General features: G+C 66.4%; 16 protein-coding genes and 1 pseudogene. 12 read left to right on the top strand and 5 right to left on the bottom strand.

Annotated elements, in window-relative coordinates; all coding sequences use genetic code 11:
• Window positions 1–71: 71 nt before the first annotated feature.
• The 11 genes from PYV55_RS00700 to bamC all read left to right on the top strand — a co-directional run bounded on the left by PYV55_RS00700 (window position 72) and on the right by bamC (window position 13,710).
• On the top strand, window positions 72–1,316 hold the full coding sequence (locus PYV55_RS00700; protein WP_275848305.1) for a CmpA/NrtA family ABC transporter substrate-binding protein: 1,245 nt from the start codon (window positions 72–74) through the stop codon (window positions 1,314–1,316).
• Window positions 1,317–1,361: 45 nt separating this feature from the next.
• Window positions 1,362–2,261, top strand: a complete 900-nt coding sequence (gene ntrB / locus PYV55_RS00705; protein WP_275848307.1) for a nitrate ABC transporter permease — start codon at window positions 1,362–1,364, stop codon at window positions 2,259–2,261.
• Window positions 2,258–3,070, top strand: coding sequence for an ABC transporter ATP-binding protein (locus PYV55_RS00710; protein ID WP_275848309.1), 813 nt, complete (start codon window positions 2,258–2,260; stop codon window positions 3,068–3,070). Before ntrB ends, PYV55_RS00710 begins: the two co-directional genes overlap by 4 nt.
• Before the next feature lie 22 nt (window positions 3,071–3,092).
• Complete coding sequence (gene nirB, locus PYV55_RS00715) at window positions 3,093–5,573, top strand: nitrite reductase large subunit NirB (protein ID WP_275848311.1); 2,481 nt, start codon at window positions 3,093–3,095, stop codon at window positions 5,571–5,573.
• 60 nt (window positions 5,574–5,633) lie between these two features.
• Window positions 5,634–6,029 carry a nitrite reductase small subunit NirD gene (gene nirD / locus PYV55_RS00720; RefSeq protein WP_275848313.1) on the top strand — a complete coding sequence of 132 codons (396 nt, stop codon included), beginning with the start codon at window positions 5,634–5,636 and terminating at the stop codon, window positions 6,027–6,029.
• On the top strand, window positions 6,026–8,857 hold the full coding sequence (locus PYV55_RS00725) for a nitrate reductase (protein WP_275848315.1): 2,832 nt from the start codon (window positions 6,026–6,028) through the stop codon (window positions 8,855–8,857). Before nirD ends, PYV55_RS00725 begins: the two co-directional genes overlap by 4 nt.
• A gap of 66 nt (window positions 8,858–8,923) precedes the next feature.
• Entirely contained in the window at window positions 8,924–9,859 is a 936-nt protein-coding gene (gene ybiB / locus PYV55_RS00730; protein ID WP_275848317.1) for a DNA-binding protein YbiB, read from the top strand.
• A 39-nt stretch (window positions 9,860–9,898) separates the two neighbouring features.
• Complete coding sequence (gene cobA, locus PYV55_RS00735) at window positions 9,899–10,717, top strand: uroporphyrinogen-III C-methyltransferase (protein WP_275848319.1); 819 nt, start codon at window positions 9,899–9,901, stop codon at window positions 10,715–10,717.
• Between the two features lie 67 nt (window positions 10,718–10,784).
• Window positions 10,785–11,555: an SIR2 family NAD-dependent protein deacylase gene (locus PYV55_RS00740; RefSeq protein WP_275848322.1), complete on the top strand. Its 771-nt coding sequence runs from the start codon at window positions 10,785–10,787 to the stop codon at window positions 11,553–11,555.
• Between the two features lie 132 nt (window positions 11,556–11,687).
• Window positions 11,688–12,584, top strand: coding sequence for a 4-hydroxy-tetrahydrodipicolinate synthase (gene dapA, locus PYV55_RS00745; RefSeq protein WP_275848323.1), 897 nt, complete (start codon window positions 11,688–11,690; stop codon window positions 12,582–12,584).
• A 34-nt stretch (window positions 12,585–12,618) separates the two neighbouring features.
• Window positions 12,619–13,710 carry an outer membrane protein assembly factor BamC gene (gene bamC / locus PYV55_RS00750; RefSeq protein ID WP_275848325.1) on the top strand — a complete coding sequence of 364 codons (1,092 nt, stop codon included), beginning with the start codon at window positions 12,619–12,621 and terminating at the stop codon, window positions 13,708–13,710.
• Between the two features lie 222 nt (window positions 13,711–13,932).
• Here the strand turns inward: bamC and PYV55_RS00755 are convergent, their stop codons facing one another.
• The 3 genes from PYV55_RS00755 to PYV55_RS00765 form a co-directional block, all read right to left on the bottom strand.
• Window positions 13,933–14,166 carry a hypothetical protein gene (locus tag PYV55_RS00755; RefSeq protein ID WP_275848327.1) on the bottom strand — a complete coding sequence of 78 codons (234 nt, stop codon included), beginning with the start codon at window positions 14,164–14,166 and terminating at the stop codon, window positions 13,933–13,935.
• A gap of 209 nt (window positions 14,167–14,375) precedes the next feature.
• On the bottom strand, window positions 14,376–14,900 hold the full coding sequence (locus PYV55_RS00760) for a hypothetical protein (protein WP_275848329.1): 525 nt from the start codon (window positions 14,898–14,900) through the stop codon (window positions 14,376–14,378).
• Window positions 14,897–16,039 (bottom strand): cupin domain-containing protein, encoded by a 1,143-nt coding sequence (locus PYV55_RS00765; protein ID WP_275848331.1) that lies wholly within the window; start codon window positions 16,037–16,039, stop codon window positions 14,897–14,899. Before PYV55_RS00765 ends, PYV55_RS00760 begins: the two co-directional genes overlap by 4 nt.
• Before the next feature lie 39 nt (window positions 16,040–16,078).
• Here PYV55_RS00765 and PYV55_RS00770 point away from each other — a divergent pair, with 39 nt between their 5' ends.
• Window positions 16,079–16,576: an FKBP-type peptidyl-prolyl cis-trans isomerase gene (locus PYV55_RS00770; protein ID WP_275848333.1), complete on the top strand. Its 498-nt coding sequence runs from the start codon at window positions 16,079–16,081 to the stop codon at window positions 16,574–16,576.
• A gap of 59 nt (window positions 16,577–16,635) precedes the next feature.
• On the opposite strand, the gene PYV55_RS00775 is transcribed toward PYV55_RS00770, so the two are convergent.
• Together PYV55_RS00775 and PYV55_RS00780 are read right to left on the bottom strand one after the other, a co-directional pair.
• Window positions 16,636–17,211 carry a C40 family peptidase gene (locus tag PYV55_RS00775; protein ID WP_275848352.1) on the bottom strand — a complete coding sequence of 192 codons (576 nt, stop codon included), beginning with the start codon at window positions 17,209–17,211 and terminating at the stop codon, window positions 16,636–16,638.
• A gap of 339 nt (window positions 17,212–17,550) precedes the next feature.
• Window positions 17,551–17,718, bottom strand: a pseudogene (locus PYV55_RS00780) (IS21 family transposase); the annotation flags it as partial.
• Window positions 17,719–17,817: the final 99 nt, after the last annotated feature.

Consider the following 17,817-nt stretch of genomic DNA (forward strand, 5'->3'; position numbering starts at 1 on the left):
GCAGGCGTGAACGGCATGAGGACGCCTTTTTGTTTTTGCCCTTTCAACATCCACCCGAAGGAACCGCTCCCATGACCGACCTGTTGAAAACCAGCCTCCAGCGCCGCACCGTGTTGCAGGCCACCACCGTGGGCGCGCTGGGCGCCGGCCCTGCGCTGCGCGCGCTCGTGCATGCCCAGGGCTCCGATGCCCCCGAGAAAAAGGAAGTGAAGATCGGCTTCATTCCGCTGACCGACTGCGCCAGCGTGGTCATGGCCAGCGTGCTGGGTTTGGACCAGAAATACGGCGTGAAGATCATCCCCAGCAAGGAAGCGAGCTGGGCCAGCGTGCGCGACAAGCTCGTGAGCAGCGAACTCGACTTCGCCCACGTGCTCTACGGCCTGGTTTATGGCGTGCAGCTGGGCATAGGCGGCCCCAAAAAAGACATGGCCGTGCTCATGACGCTCAACCAGAACGGCCAGGCCATCACGCTGAGCAAAAAACTCGCCGAACAGGGCGCCACCGACGGCCCCAGCCTGGCCAGGCTGATGCGCGGCGAAAAACGCGAATACACCTTTGCGCACACCTTCCCCACGGGCACGCACGCCATGTGGCTTTACTACTGGCTCGCAGCCAACGGCATCCACCCGCTAAAAGACGCCAAGGTAATCACCGTGCCTCCGCCGCAAATGGTGGCCAACATGCGCGTGGGCAACATGGACGGCTTTTGCGTGGGCGAGCCCTGGAACCACCGCGCCATCATGGACGGCATAGGCATCACCGCCACCACCACGCAGTCCATCTGGCCCAGCCACCCCGAAAAGGTGCTGGGCACCACGGCCGACTTTGTGCAGAAATACCCGAACACGGCGCGCGCCGTCACCGCCGCCATCCTGGAGGCCAGCCGCTGGATCGACGAAAGCCTGGCGAACAAGAACAAGATGGCCGAGACCATCGCCGGCAAGGCCTACGTGAACACCAGCGTCGATGCGATCAACCAGCGCATCCTCGGGCGCTACCAGAACGGCCTGGGCAAGACCTGGGACGACCCGCTGCACATGAAGTTTTACGACGGCGGCGCGGTGAACTTTCCCTACCTCAGCGACGGCATGTGGTTCCTCACCCAGCACAAGCGCTGGGGCCTGCTCACGGCCCACCCGGACTATCTGGCCGTGGCCAAACAGGTCAACCGCATCGACGTTTATCAGCAGGCCGCCGCGGCCGCCAAGGTGCCGCTGCCCAAGAGCGCAATGCGCAGCCACAAGCTGATCGACAGCGTGGTCTGGGACGGCAAAGACCCCGCCAAGTACGCCGACGGCTTCCCGCTCAAGGCCTGAGCGGCTGAACCCGACCGCACCCCACCAACCACCAAGGAGCCTGCCATGGTCAGCGCCGTCTTTCATTCCCCGCCGCAAACCCCGCCCACCACCGGGCCAGCCCCGGCGCCGGCACTGTCCGCGCCGCGCACGCCGCCGCCGGCCAAACCCCATGCGAGTGCCTGGTCTCGGCGCCTGTGGCTCGCGCTGCTGCCGCCGCTGTGCGGTCTGGGCCTGCTGCTGGGCGTGTGGGCGCTGGTTTCGGCCAGCACCGGACACAGCATCCCCACGCCACTGGAGACCTGGGCGCAGGCGCAGGAGGTGTTCAGCGACCCGTTTTACCGCAACGGCCCCAACGACCAGGGCGTGGGCTGGAACGTGCTGGCGTCGCTGCAGCGCGTGGCCCTGGGCTTCGGGCTGGCGGCGCTGGTGGGCATTCCGGCGGGTTTCGTGATCGGGCGCTTTCCCTTTTTGCAGCGCATGTGCAACCCCCTGGTCAGCCTGCTGCGCCCGGTGTCGCCGCTGGCCTGGCTGCCCATAGGGCTGCTGGTGTTCAAGGGCGCCCACCCCGCGGCCATCTGGACGATCTTCATCTGCTCGATCTGGCCCATGCTCGTCAACACCGCGATCGGCGTGCAGCGCGTGCCGCAGGACTACATGAACGTGGCGCGCGTGCTCCAGCTGTCGGAATGGAAGATCGCCACCAAGATCCTCCTGCCCGCCGTGCTGCCCTACCTTCTGACCGGCGTGCGCCTGGCCGTGGGCACGGCCTGGCTGGTGATCGTGGCGGCAGAGATGCTGACCGGCGGCGTGGGCATAGGCTTTTGGGTCTGGGACGAGTGGAACAACCTCAACGTCAAGAACATCATCATCGCCATTTTCGTGATCGGCATCGTCGGCCTGGTGCTCGAATACGCCCTGGTCAAACTGGCCACGGCACTCACTTTCGAAGAGGTGCGCACATGAACGACGCCCTGCACCACAAATTCATCCAGGTCCAGGGCGTGGCCCAGACCTTCCATACGGCCAAAGGCCCATTCCCGGCGCTGCGCGGCATCGACCTGTGCATTGCCAAGGGCGAATTCGTGGCGCTGATCGGCCACTCGGGCTGCGGCAAGTCCACCTTGCTCAACCTCATCGCCGGCCTGACCACGCCCACCGAAGGCGCGCTGCTGTGCGCCAACAAGGAAATCAAGGGCCCCGGGCCGGAGCGCGCCATGGTGTTCCAAAACCACTCGCTGCTGCCCTGGCTGACCTGCTTCGACAACGTGCATCTGGCAGTGGAGCGGGTGTTCGGCGCGCACGAAAACAAGGCCCAGCTGCGCGCGCGCACCGGCGCCGCCCTGGCCCTCGTGGGGCTCGCGCACGCGGCGCACAAACGCCCCGGCGAAATCTCGGGCGGCATGAAGCAGCGCGTGGGCATTGCACGCGCCCTGTCGATGGAGCCGCAGGTGCTGTTGATGGACGAGCCCTTCGGCGCGCTCGATGCGCTGACCCGCGCCAAGCTGCAGGACGAGCTGCTGGACATCGTGGCGCGCACGCACAGCACCGTGGTCATGGTGACGCACGACGTGGACGAGGCCGTGCTCCTGTCCGACAAGGTGGTGATGCTCACCAATGGCCCGGCGGCCACCATCGGCGAGGTGCTGAACGTGCCGCTGCCGCGCCCGCGCAGCCGCGTCGCGCTGGCCGAAGACCCGCACTACCAGCACTGCCGCAAAGCCGTGCTGGACTTCCTCTACACCCGCCAGGCGCATGTCGAACATGCAGCCTGACCCCGCGCCCCAGGAGACTGCCATGGACATGCAAATCCCCCCGCAAGCCAAGATGAAACTCGTGCTCGTCGGCAACGGCATGGCCGGCGTGCGCACGCTCGAAGAGCTGCTCAAGATCGCCCCAGACCTCTACGACATCACGGTCTTCGGCGCCGAGCCGCACCCCAACTACAACCGCATCCTGCTCTCGCCCGTGCTCGCCGGCGAGCAGACGCTGGACGAGATCGTCCTCAACGGCTGGGACTGGTACGCCGAGCACGGCATCACCCTGCACGCCGGCTTCAAGGTGAGCGCGGTGGACAGGCTGCGGCGCCTGGTCACCGGCGTCAACGCTGCGGGCGAGGAGCGCAGCGCCAGCTACGACCGCCTGATCCTCGCGACGGGCTCCAACCCGTTCATGCTGCCCATTCCGGGCACCGAGTTGGAAGGCGTGCTCGCCTACCGCGACATTGCCGACACCCAGGCGATGATTGCCGCCGCAGCCCAGTACCGCCACGCGGTGGTCATAGGCGGCGGCCTGCTGGGCCTGGAAGCCGCCAACGGCCTGATGAAGCGCGGCATGCAGGTCACGGTGGTGCACGTAGGCGAGTGGCTGATGGAGCGCCAGCTCGACGCCGTGGCCGGCAAGCTGCTGCAAAAATCCTTGCACGAACGCGGCATGCAGTTCCAGATGAGCGCGCAGACGCAGGCGCTGCTGGGCACTCCTGAGGGGCGCGTGCGCGCCGTGCGCCTGCAGGACGGCACCGAACTGCCCGCCGACCTGGTGGTGATGGCCGTGGGCATACGCCCGAACACGGCCCTGGCCGAAAGCATGCGCCTGCACGTGCACCGCGGCATCGTGGTCAGCGACACGCTGCAAACCGTGACCGACCCGCGCATCTACGCCGTGGGCGAATGCGCGGCGCACCGGGGCATTGCCTACGGACTGGTGGCGCCGCTGTTCGAGCAGGGCAAGGTCTGCGCAACGCACCTCGCAGAGTTCGGCATCGGGCGCTACACCGGCTCGCAGACCTCGACCAAGCTCAAGGTCACCGGCATAGACCTGTTCAGCGCGGGCGACTTCCAGGGCGGCAAGGACGCCGAGGAGATCGTCCTCAGCGACCCCATGGGCGGCGTCTACAAAAAGCTCGTGCTCAAGGACGACAAACTCGTCGGTGCCTGCCTGTACGGCGACACGGTCGATGGCAGCTGGTACTTCAAGCTGCTGCGCGAAGGCCGCAGCGTGCACGACCTGCGCGACCGCCTGATGTTTGGCGAATCGAACATCGGCGACACCGGCCACGAGGGCCACAACAAGGCCGCCGCCATGGCCGACACGGATGAGGTCTGCGGCTGCAACGGCGTGACCAAGGGCGTCATCTGCAAGGCCATCAAGGAAAAGGGCCTGTTCACGCTCGACGAGGTGCGCAAGCACACCAAGGCCAGCGCCAGCTGCGGCTCGTGCACCGGGCTGGTGGAGCAGTTGCTGATGTTCAGCGCCGGCGGTGACTACTCCGCCACGCCCAGGCTCAAGCCCCTGTGCGGCTGCACCGAGCACGGCCACCAGGCCGTGCGCGACGCCATCCGCGCGCAAAAGCTGCTTTCCGTCCCCGACGTGTTCCGCACCCTTGCCTGGCGCACGCCCAATGGCTGCGCGAGCTGCCGCCCGGCCATCAACTATTACCTCATCAGCACCTGGCCCAAGGAGGCCAGGGACGACCCGCAAAGCCGCTTCATCAACGAACGCAGCCATGCCAACATCCAGAAAGACGGCACGTACAGCGTGGTGCCGCGCATGTGGGGCGGCGAGACCAGCGCCGCCGAGCTGCGCCGCATCGCCGACGTGGTGGACAAATACCGCATCCCCACCGTGAAGGTCACCGGTGGGCAGCGCATCGACCTGCTCGGCGTCAAAAAGGAAGACCTGATCCCCGTCTGGCGCGACCTGGGCATGCCCAGCGGCCACGCCTACGCCAAGGCGCTGCGCACCGTGAAAACCTGCGTGGGCAGCGAGTGGTGCCGCATGGGCACGCAGGACAGCACCCAGATGGGCAAAGACCTGGAGCACGCCTTCGTGGGCATGTACGCCCCGCACAAGGTCAAGTTCGCCGTCAGCGGCTGCCCGCGCAACTGCGCCGAGGCGGGCATCAAGGACGTGGGCATCATCGGCGTCGATAGCGGCTGGGAGATGTACGTGGCCGGCAACGGCGGCATCAAGACCGAGGTTGCGCACTTCTTCACCAAGCTCAAGAGCGCCGCGGAGGTGCTCGAATACACCGGCGCCTTCTGCGAGCTGTACCGCCAGGAGGGCTGGTACCTCGAGCGCACCGTGCACTTCGTCGCCCGGGTGGGGCTGGACTACGTCAAGCAACGCATCCTCGACGACGCCGCCGGCCGCCAGGCGCTGTGGGCACAGCTGCAACACGCCCTTGCCGACGAGCCCGACCCCTGGGCCGCACTCGAACAAGCCCAGGTGGACACGCGCCAGTTCGAGCCGCTGAATGCAAGCGAAATAGCGGCCTGAGGCAGATTTGGCAAGCACAACAAGCTATCAATTCAATACCACACCATGCAAGGAAGCGCCATGACCGAATGGATTCCCGTCTGCCGCGTGAGCGACATCCCCGTGCTCGGCGCGCGCCGCGTGGCGCGTGCGCAGGGCCTGGACGTCGCCCTGTTTCGCACCGAGGCCGATCAGGTCTTCGCTCTGCTCGACCGCTGCCCGCACAAAGGCGGTCCCTTGTCGCAAGGTATCGTCTTCGGCACCAGCGTGGCCTGCCCGCTGCACAACTGGACCATCAGCCTGGAGGGCGGCCACGCGGCGGCACCCGACGAAGGCTGCACGCCGCGCTTTGCCGTGCAGGTGCAGGGCGACAGAGTCTGCCTGCGCGCCGAAGAACTGGCCCACCACGCCACCGAACTCAGCCGCCCGTCCGCCGGCCCAGTGGCCACGCGCAGCTGCCAGCAGCCATGCACATGACAGAAACCCGCTCCACCTGCCCGTACTGCGGCGTGGGCTGCGGCGTGCTCATCGCCTCTGACGGCGCGCAGATCACCGGCGTGCGCGGCGACCCCGAGCACCCGGCCAACTTCGGCCGTCTGTGCACCAAGGGCGCCACGCTGGCCCTCACGGTCGCGCCCCCCATCGCACGCCAGACCCGCCTGCTGCAGCCCCTGCGGCGCCTGCAGCGGCAGGGCCCGGCACAGCCGCTCGGCTGGGACGCGGCCCTGCAATGGGCCTGCGACCGCTTTGCGCACACCCTGCGCACGCACGGCCCCGAAGCCGTGGGCTTTTACCTGAGCGGCCAGTTGCTCACCGAGGACTACTACGTCTTCAACAAGCTCGCCAAGGGCCTGATAGGCACGCCCCACCTCGACAGCAACTCGCGCCTGTGCATGAGCAGCGCCGTCGCGGGCTACAAGGCCACGCTGGGCGCCGACGCGCCACCCACCTGCTACGACGACCTGCAGCATGCGCACTGCCTATTCATCGCGGGCAGCAACACCGCCTACGCGCACCCCATCCTGTTCCGGCGCATCGAAGACGCCAAGCGCGCCCGGCCCGCGCTAAAGATCATCGTCGTCGACCCGCGCCGCACCGACACGGCCGAAATCGCCGACCTGCACCTGCGCATAGAGCCCGGCACCGACGCCATGCTCCTGCACGGCATGCTGCACCTGATGCTGCGCGAAGGCTGGGCGGACGCGGCCTTCATCGCCGCGCACACGCACGGCTTCGAAGACTTGCAAACCCTGGTGCACGACTACCCGCCGCAGCTCGTGGCCCAGGTCTGCGGCATCAGCGTGGACGATCTGACCCTGGCCGCGCGCTGGTTTGCCGGCATCGAACCCGGCACACCGCGCCAGCCCACGCTGAGCCTCTATTGCCAGGGCCTGAACCAAAGCAGCAGCGGCACCGCCAAAAACACCGCGCTGATCAACCTGCACCTGGCCACGGGCCAGATCGGCCGCCCTGGCGCTGGGCCGTTCTCGCTCACCGGCCAGCCCAACGCCATGGGCGGGCGCGAGGTGGGTGCCCTCGCCCATCTGCTGCCAGGCCACCGCGAACTCGCCAACCCGACGCACCGCGCCGAGATTGCCGCGCTGTGGGGCGTGCCCGACCTGCCGCAGCGCCCAGGCAAAACCGCGGTGGAAATGTTCCAGGCCGCAGCCGATGGAGAAATCAAGGCGCTGTGGATCGCCTGCACCAACCCCGCGCAGTCGCTGCCAGACCAAACCACCGTGCGCCGCGCCTTGCAGCGTGCCGAGTTCGTGGTGGTGCAAGAGGCTTTCGCCACCGCCGCCACCTGCGACTTCGCCGACCTGCTACTGCCCGCCACCACCTGGGGCGAAAAAGAGGGCACCGTGACCAACAGCGAGCGCCGCATCTCGCGCGTGCGCGCCGCCGTGCCGCCGCCGCGCTCCACCGACTCCACCGACCCCACCGACAATGGCCCGCGCCACGACTGGGCCATCGCCGTGGACTTTGCGCACCGCCTCGAAGCCGTGTTGCGCCCCGGACAGGCAACGATTTTTCCCTATACCCATCCCGAATCGATCTGGAACGAGCACCGTGCCGCCACGCGTGGGCGCGACCTGGACATCACCGGGCTGAGCTACGCCGCGCTCGAACTCGCGCCCGCCCAATGGCCCTTCCCCGCGGGCGCGACCTTGGGCACGGCGCGGCTGTACGCGGACGGCATCTTTCCCACCGCCGACGGGCGTGCCCGCTTCGACGCGCAGCCCTACCAGCCCGTGGCCGAACCGCGCGATGCACGCTACCCGCTGGCGCTGACCACGGGGCGCCTGCGTGACCAGTGGCATGGCATGACGCGCACGGGCACGCTGGGCCGCCTGTTCGGCCATGTTCCCGAACCCGCGCTCGAGCTGCACCCCCAGGACCTCGCGCGCCACGGCCTGCAGCCGGGCGATCTGGTGCATGTGGCCAGCCGCCGCGGCAGCCTCATCGCCCCCGTGCAGCCCAGCGATGCGTTGGCTCCCGGCCAGGCCTTCATGGCCATGCACTGGGGCGCGGAGTTTCTTGGCGGCAGCGGTAGCGGCAGCAATGCAAGCCCGGGCAGCGGCGTGAATGGCCTCACCAGCGCGGCGCTGTGCCCCCGCTCCAAACAGCCCGAGTTCAAGCACAGCGCCGTGCGCATCACCAAAGCCGCATTGCCTTGGTCACTGCTCGCCATGGCCTGGCTGCCCGAGGACGAAGTGCTTACCACCCACGCGGCGCTGCGCACGCTGATGCCGCAGTTCGCCTTTGCGGCCTGCGTGCCCTTCGGGCGCGAGCGCAGCGGGGTCTTGCTGCGCGCCGCCGCCCCTGCAGCCCCGCCCGATGCCGTGCTGGCCCACATCGAACAACTGCTCGGACTTGCCGATGCGCACGCGCTGCGCTATGCCGACCGCAAGACCGGCCAGCGCCGCACCATGCGCCTCGCCCCGTCGGGCGAGGACATGCTGCTGCAGGCCTTCGTGCTGGCGGGCGACACCCGTGCCGAAACCTGGCTGCGCCCGCTGCTGCAAGACGCACTGCCCGCCCAACCCTACGGTCGCCTGCTGCTCGCCCCCGGCGCCCAGGCGCCCATCACCCTCGCAGCCGCAAGCCCCCAGGTCTGCACCTGTTTCAACGTGCGCGAAGACGCCATCCTGTCCTGCCTCGCCACTTGCCGCGACAGCGAGGAAGGGCGGCTGGCAGCCTTGCAGCAGCAGCTGCAATGCGGCACCAACTGCGGCTCCTGCATCCCGCAATTGCGCCGCCTGGTGCGCCGCAGCATGCCCAGCACCACCGCTGCAGCGGCATGACACAAGGCCCTGCAGGCATATTCCTATATAACCAGGATTCATCATCACCCCGCAACAATGCACACCATGGGCATCAGTCACTACCTCAAAGAAATCGGCCGCGGCGTGCGGGGCGCGCGCGCCTTGACGCGCGAGCAGGCCGCAGACTTGTTCGGTCAGGTACTGGACGGCAGCGTGAGCGATCTGGAGATCGGCGCGTTCTGCCTGGCCATGCGCATCAAAGGCGAAACCGCGGCCGAGATGGCCGGCTTTCTCGATGCCACCGAGGCGCGGCTCAGCCCCTTCCCGGCCAGCGATCGCCCCCTGGTGGTGCTCCCCAGCTACAACGGCGCGCGCAAGCTGCCGGTGCTCACGCCTTTGCTGGCGTTGCTGCTGGCGCGCGAAGGACTGCCCGTCTTGCTGCACGGCATGCGCACCGAGGCGCGCCGGGTTACAGCACAAGAAGTGCTTCTTGCCCTGGATATACCTTCACTGGAAGCTCCTGAACAAATAGCAAACGGCACGCTGGCCCACATCTCCACGGCGCGGCTGCAGCCGGGCCTGGCGCGCCTGCTCGCGGTGCGCGAGCTGGTGGGCCTGCGCAACCCCGGCCACAGCGTGGCCAAGCTCATCGCTCCCAGCGCGGGCCCCACCCTGGTGGTGGGCAGCTACACGCACCCCGAATACCTCGAGGTGCTGTGCGGCACCTGCGCACTGCGCGGCATGAACGCCCTGCTCTCGCGCGGCCTGGAGGGCGAAGTCTGCGCCGACCCGCGCCGCGCGCCACGCTACGACGCCTTCGTGCACGGCCAGCACCTGCCTGTGCAAGAGCAACAGCCCGGCACCGCGCCCGAAGTGCCGGGCCTGCCCGGCAGCATAGACGCAGCCAGCACCGCGCACTACACCCGCGCCGTGCTGGCCGGCACCCTGCCCGTCCCGCCAGCCCTGGCCCAGCAGGTGGAATACATCGTGCAGCTGAGCCGCAAAGTGGCCTCGCCCGCCAGCGCTGACCACACCGCCTGAAAAGCTCCCCACCACAGAACCCGCCCCCAGGACCCCGCCATGACCGAACACATCGCCCCCTCGGCCCGTCCCTGCCCTGGCAGCTGCACCCTGGTCGGCGCCGGCCCGGGCGATCCGGAACTGCTCACGCTCAAGGCGCTCAAGGCCATCCAGGCGGCCACGCTGCTGCTCGTCGATGACCTGGTGAGCGACGCCATCCTGGCCTACGCCGCGCCCGGCGCGCGCATCGTGCACGTGGGCAAACGCGGCGGCTGCAAAAGCACGCCGCAGGCCTTCATCGAAAAGCTCATGCTCCAGGCCGCGCGCGCCGGCGAAACCGTGGTGCGCCTCAAGGGCGGAGACCCGTTCATCTTTGGCCGCGGCGGCGAAGAAGTCGAGCGCCTGCGCGCCGCGGGCGTCCCGGTCACGGTGGTCAACGGCATCACGGCCGGGCTTGCGGGCATGACCGCGCTGGGCGCGCCGCTCACGCACCGCGAACACGCGCACGGCGTCATCTTCATCACCGGCCACGCCCAGCCCGGCGCGCCGGGGGTGGACTGGCCCCTGCTCGCGCACACCGCACATGCGGCGCGCCTCACGCTGGTGATTTACATGGGCATGCGCCACGCCGCAGAGATCGCGCAGGGCCTGCTCACCGGCCTGCCCGCGCACACGCCCGTGGCCGTCATCGAGCACGCAAGCCTGCCCACGCAGCGCCATGCCACCGCCACGCTGGCCACACTGCAGACCACCATCGCCGCGCAGGGCCTCGCCAGCCCCGCGGTGATCGTGGTCGGCGACGTAGTGCGCGGGATTGCCGCGGCGGCGCAAAATCGGCAAGATAGGGTGCATCATGTGCCGCTGGCCATCACTGGTTGAGCGCCTTCGCAGCCCGTTGCGGTCATCGGCTTTTTGCCTGGCCTCTTTTTTCCATAGGCCCAATGCCATGACTGCATCCCTGGACTCCCACCCTGACTTTTTGCAAGTGCGCGCCTGGCTGCAGGCCGCACAGCACCTTGCCGTGCTGACCGGCGCCGGCATGAGCGCCGAATCGGGCATCCCCACGTTCCGCGATGCGCAGACCGGTCTGTGGGCGCGCTTCAACCCCGCCGAGCTCGCCACCGAAGAGGGCTTTCGCGCCCAGCCCGAACTCGTCTGGAACTGGTACGCCGAGCGCCGCACCGCCATGGCCGAGGTCAAGCCCAACGCCGGCCACTACGCCATCGCCACTTACCAGCAGCGCCACCCGGGCCGCCTCACTGTGATCACGCAAAACGTCGATGGCTTGCACCAGAAAGCCGGCAGCACCGACGCCTTGGCGCTGCACGGCAACATCTTTCAAGACCGCTGGCTCGACCTGTGCTTTCATGCACGCCAGAGCGGCCGCGTTTGCGCGCCTGAGCGTGCGCAGGCAGACAATCCGCCGCGCTGCCCCGATTGCGGCAACATGCTGCGCCCCGACGTCGTGTGGTTCGGCGAGATGCTGCCGCCGGCCACACTGCACGCCGCCGAGCAGGCCGCGCAGCGCTGCGCCTTGATGCTCGTGGTCGGCACCTCGGGCGAGGTCTATCCCGCCGCCGGGCTCGCGCACCAGGCGCGTCAGGCCGGGGCCAAGGTGGTGGTCGTCAACCCGCACGCCAGCGAGCTCGACGGCGTCGCCCACCTGGTGCTGCGCGGCACCGCGGCGCAGACGCTGCCGGCCTTGCTCTCTGAGTGATTGAGCACGCAAGTCCGCTCATGGGCTGCATGTTCACCGCCGGCCTCGGGCACGCGCAAGGAACTGCGTGCGTCCAACGAGCTCTTATCTTCTCCTAGTTAGAATGCCCCATTCCTGATTCCACTTGCGGACATGACCTCCTCTCGCGTCTCCCTCACCGGCAGCATCGTCGCCCTCGTCACCCCCATGCACGAGGACGGCAGCGTGGACTACGCCACGCTGCGCAAACTCATAGACTGGCACATCGCCGAAGGCACCGACTGCATCAGCGTGGTCGGCACCACGGGCGAGTCGCCCACCGTGAACGTCGAAGAGCACTGCGAAATCATCCGCGTCGCGGTCGAGCAGGCTGCCCAGCGCGTGCCCATCATGGCCGGCTGCGGCGCCAACTCCACCGCCGAAGCGATCGAGCTCGCGCGCTTCGCCAAAAAGGTCGGAGCCGACAGCCAGCTGCAGGTCGTGCCCTACTACAACAAGCCCACGCAGGAGGGCCAATACCGGCACTTCAAGGCCATCGCCGAGGCCGTGGGCGACCTGCCCATCATCCTCTACAACGTGCCCGGCCGCACCGTGGCGGACATGCAGCACGACACCGTGCTGCGCCTGGCCCAGGTGCCCGGCATCATCGGCATCAAGGAAGCCACCGGCAACATCGAACGCGCACAGTGGCTGATCCGCGAGGTGCCGCAAGGCTTTGGCGTGTATTCGGGCGACGACCCGACGGCCGTCGCACTCATGCTCTGCGGTGGCCACGGCAACATCAGCGTCACGGCCAACGTGGCGCCGCGCCTGATGCGCGAACTCTGCGCCGCGGCGCGCGCCGGCGACGTGCGCCGTGCCATGGAAATCCAGTTCCGCCTGATGCCCGTGCACAAGCAATTGTTCGTCGAAGCCAACCCCATCCCGGTCAAATGGGCCATGGCGCGCATGGGCTTGTGTGGAACCACGCTGCGCCTGCCCATGACGCCGCTGCAGCCTGCCTACGAAGCGCAGGTAGAGGCCGCGCTGCGCGCCAGCGGCCTGCTGTAAGCACCCCTATCCAAGATTTTCAGAGGATTCTCGCGTGAACCATTCTGCACGTTGCGGCCTGCTGGGCCTTGCCCTGGCCTTGTCCGCATGCTCTGTTCTGGAGAGCGACAAAGTCGATTACAAAAGCGCTACCAAGGCATCGACGCTCGAAGTGCCGCCCGACCTGACCCAGCTTTCGCAAGAAAGCCGCTACGTCGTGCCGGGCGGGCCCGTTTCTGCCGCTGCGTTCGAAGCGGGCAAGGCCACGAACAAGGCCGAGGCCGAATCCAAGACCGCGGTGGCGCAGATCGCCGACGTGCGCATAGAGCGTGACGGCAACCAGCGCTGGCTCGTCGTCGATCGCCCCGCCGACAAGCTCTGGGACCCCGTGCGCACCTTCTGGCAGGAAAACGGCTTCAACCTCGTGCTGGATCAGCCCGAACTCGGCATCATGGAGACCGACTGGGCCGAAAACCGCGCCAAGATTCCGCAGGACTTCATCCGCTCCACGATTGGCAAGGTATTCGACTCGCTCTACTCCACCGGCGAGCGCGACAAATTCCGCACCCGCCTCGAACGCAACGCCGCAGGCGGCACCGAGATCTACATCACCCACCGCGGCATGGAAGAGGTTTATGCGAGCTCCACCAAAGACTCGACCGTCTGGCAGCCGCGCAAACCCGACCCGGAACTTGAAGCCGAATTTTTGCGGCGCCTGATGACCAAGCTCGGCGTGAGCCAGGAACAAGCCAAGGCCGTGGCCGCTGCACCCGCGCTCAAGGCATCGACGGCGCGCCTGTCCACCGTCAACGGCACGCCCGTGGTGCAGGTCAGCGAAGGTTTCGACCGCGCCTGGCGCCGCGTGGGTCTCGCACTCGACCGCACCGGCTTCACGGTCGAAGACCGCAACCGCAACGAAGGCTTGTATTTCGTGCGCTATATCGCGCCCAACCCCGACAAGAAAGAGCCCGGCTTTTTCGGCAAGATCTTTGGCAGCTCGGATGCTGCGCCGCCGCTCAAGTACCGTATCCGCGTGCAGGCCGAAGGCAACATCAGCACCGTGTCCGTGCTGAACGAAACCGGTGCCCCCGAGTCCTCTGCGAATGCGCAGCGCATCTTGAAGGTGTTGGTGGAAGACTTGCGCTGAAGTCACGTAAGAGGGCAAAGAGGGCGCGCCACCAGTGCGCCCTCTAACTGTTTGGGAGCCTCGGGCCCGTATCTTGTCTGCCGGCTCCAAAGAATGCTCGCGCAGCTTTCGCGCATAAAAAAACCGCTTCAATGCATGAAGCGGTTTTTTTATGGCAGCAATTCGATTGCCGCCCAGCGGGCTGCATGTCCGTAAACATGCAGCCTGCACTCTGTGCCGAGCTTACTTGGCAGCGGATGCGTCGGCAGCGGGAGCGGCGGATGCGTCAGCAGCAGGTGCAGCGGCCGGAGCTTCAGCGGAAGCCGGAGCAGCAGGCGCTTCAGCCGGAGCAGGAGCGGGAGCGGCTGCAGGAGCTTCGGCAGGTGCCGGTGCGGGCGCAGGAGCCTCTTCCTTCTTGCCGCAAGCGGCGAGGGCGGCAGCAGCGATCAAGGTAGCCAGGACGAGAGAGTTTTTCATTGCAGTTTTCCTAGTTGACAGATGAAATGGAAACACCATCGCGACAGATTTCTCTAGCCATCTACGCGCTGGCAGGATGCACTTGGGAGTTCATCGATGCACAAAAAAGGATTATAGGGAGATTCGTCAATACCCACTAACACTGAGACGCCTTGAAGGGCGAACACTGTTGCATCCAAGCACTTTCCAGGTGCATGTTGACAACAACGTTACAACCCCAGCGTGGTTGACGGAAAACCCGGCGCGCTCTTGTTGTGCACCCACTCTTCGAGCGACTCATGCACGGCCACGAGGCGCTCTGGCGCCGTGCTCATCACCCCGGCGCAGTGCGCCACGTCGAGCCGCTGCAACACCCACGCTGGTGACCACCACACGCTGGGAATCTCCAGCGGGTCGGCCCCGGCGCTGCGCCGACAGGTAATGACGTGCTCCCAGGTGGCACGCCAGCGCACGAAACGCGCATGCCGCCGGATCACCTCGTCGTAAGTGCAGGCAAGCATGGTGAACCGCCTGCCGCCACCAGCCCAGGCCTGCAATGCATCGATGACGGCGCGCTCCCCCAAGGGCCAGTCGTAGAAATTGGCATCGCTGACGATGATTTCTTTCCAGCCGGCTTGCGCCGCCATGGCAAAAGCAGCGCGCAACTGCTCCACGAAAACCTCGCGCCCGGCAAAACGCCCCGTGGGCAATTCAGCCGGGCCACCTTCTTGCGGTATCGAGACGACATCCGTCATAAGGGCTGCCCCTCATCGCTGCAAACATGCGCCCAACCAGCCTCGCACCACGACGTCAGAAGTTCCCGCGCCTCTGTGCTGGCGCGCGCCCATTCGTGCGCCTGCAGCCGGCGCACGTCAGCCAGGCGGCGCATCAAGGCAGCATCACGCCCGGCAGCCAGATAGCTCTCACCGTTGATGAACACGTGGTGCGCATCGTAGAGCATGCGCGTGCGGCGGTCGAGCACGACGCCGCCTTGCAGAACCCCGCCCTCGGTGGGCTCGAACCACACGCTGGGTTTGGGCTCGCTCAGGTATTCGCCCAGCGCACGCTCCAGTATCCAGGGCTGCGCCAGCGCGCGCTGCACCGCAGCGTGGGCAAATTGCTGAAGCTCTTCCGGCATGGCGGCAGGATTGGCTACAGCTTTCTGCCCGGCATCACGATAGCGGTGTTCCGGCGCCTCTTGTTCGGCGGCACTTTCCGCAGCCCGCAGCAGCAGTTCCTGCGCAAGCTCCTTGCGCTCCGGGGCGCGAAAGCCGATCGAATACGTCATGCACTCGCCCTCGGCCACGCCGTCATGGGCATAACGGGGTGGCAAATAGAGCATGTCACCGGCTTCGAGCACGTATTCTTCTTCGGGCTCGAAGTGCGCCAGCACCTTCAAGGGAATGTCTTCACGCAAGCGCAGGTCTTTCTGGCGCCCGATGCGCCAGCGGCGCCGCCCATGGGCCTGCAGCAAAAATACATCGTAGCTGTCGAAGTGCGGCCCCACGCCACCGCCATCGGTCGCATAGCTGATCATCAGGTCGTCCAGCCGTGCGTCGGGCACGAAGCGGAACTGCTGCATCAAGGCATGTACCCGCTCGTCGTGCAGGTCCACCCCCTGCACGAGCAAGGTCCAGCAAGGCTGCGCCAGCGGTGGCAGTGCCCGGCGCGCAAATGGGCCGTGGCGCAGCTGCCAGGCACCTCCGGTGTGCTGCACCAACCTCGACTCCACGCCTTCCTGCCCTGCCAGGGCAAAAAGGCCGGCACGCAGCACCGGCGGCGCGAACCCGGCCAACGCCTGTCGCACCAGCAAGGGTTTTTTCTGCCAATGGCGGCGCATGAACTGCGCCGGGCTCAGGCCGCCCAGCAGGGCGAGGGGTTGTTGGATATCCATGAAAATAGACCTACCGGCTCAAACGACGACAATTCTCCTATGGAAATCACCCCCCAATGCGTGGTCGCGCTCACCTGGACTTTGAAGGACACCTTGGGCGACGTGCTCGACGTGCTCGACGACCCGGTAGAGTTTCTGGTCGGCGGCAATGATTTGCTGCCACGCATCGAGCAGGCGCTGCAAGGCCATGCACCCGGCGCCCAGCTTTCGTTGCACCTCGAGCCCGAAGACGCGTTCGGCGACTTTGACGAAAAACGATTGTTTCTCGAACCCCGCTCCTGCTTTCCCGCCGAAATCGAAGAAGGCATGTGCTTCGAGGGCAGCGCCTTGCCGCAAGCCTGCAGCAAGGACATTCCGCGCGACGGACTCTACACCGTGGCACAGCTCTACCCGGATCACGTGGTGCTGGACGGCAACCACCCTTTGGCTGGGATCGCCTTGCGCCTGCAACTCACGGTGCATGCCGTGCGTGAGGCCACGGAAGAAGAAGTGGGAAGAGGCACGGCTGGCGCCGGCTTCTTTCGCGTCCCCACATAAGCCCGGATACCGCGCGAAGATGGGGCAACACCGACCATCGCGACCCTGAGGTCAAGCCCTCACTGCTGCCCTGACGCTGCCGCGGGCGCCACAACCCTGCGCGCGCCATCGAAGCGGCGCTGCCAATAAGTCATCTGCATGTCTTCCACGCGCACCTCGGCGCCGCTGCGCGGTGAGTGGATGAACTTGCCGTCGCCCACGTAAATCCCGACATGGCTGAATGCACGGCGCATAGTGTTGAAAAACACCAGGTCGCCCGGCTGCAGGTCTTTCTTGTCTATGACCTGGGTATTGGCTGCCTGCTGGTGGGCGCTGCGCGGCAGGACCAAGCCTACGGTCTGCTGGTAGATGGCGCGTACGAAGCCGCTGCAATCAAAACCCGTTTCAGCGCTGCTGCCGCCACGGCGGTAAGGCACACCCAGAAAGCCCATGGCATTGACCACCAGGTCGGAAGCCCGGTCTGCCACGGAATGCGCCTTTTCGGCGACGGAACTACGCATCTCGTTCCATTGCCCAAGCAGGCCATTGTCCGTGAGAAACTTGTCCATTTCGTCTGCAGAGCCTGCCGCAGGAGCCGCGTGCGCCCCGACGGCGCAAACAAAGAGAAAGGTCAAAATACAGAGGTATTTGCGCATGGGCGCGGAGGTTAACACAGCACGCCATATCTCGGCTCGGGCGCTAGCAGCCTGTCGGACTTTGGGCGTCGAAGGCGAGAATGTGCCCCAGCGAGGCCAGTTTTTACCGGATTCGCCGCCCCATAGCGGGACTATGGGGCAAGAAGACGGTAAAAAATGGGCCGCTGCGGCGCATTCGCAGCCGACGATTCCAAAGTCCGACAGGCTGCTGGTCTTATAAATCAAGACATTGCACGATAAGCTTCGCGCAGGAGGAGGGTCTTGATGGACGAGCTGCAGGAATTCGAGCGCTACCTCGAGCATCTTGGCGCCGACCTCGGACAGGCGCTCGTGCGTGGCCATGCGTGAGACCTGCAGCCGGTACACGCCACCAATCAACAGACCGTCTTCGCTCCAGTCGAACTGGAAGGCCTCGCTCAGCTCGAACGTCAGGAGCACGAACGCCTTGCTGGTTACCCCCTGGCCTTCACTCTGGCGCCACTTGCGGATGAAGTCTGTCATTGTTGATTCCAATCCAAAACTGAGCCACCTATGAGGTGATTCCGTTTCAAAACTGAGCCACGTTATCCACATATCCTGCTGATTTTTTGAGCAGGGGACATAGGA

Origin of the sequence: Extensimonas soli, assembly GCF_029211265.1 — a bacterium.
Taxonomy (GTDB): Bacteria; Pseudomonadota; Gammaproteobacteria; order Burkholderiales; family Burkholderiaceae_C; genus Extensimonas; species Extensimonas soli.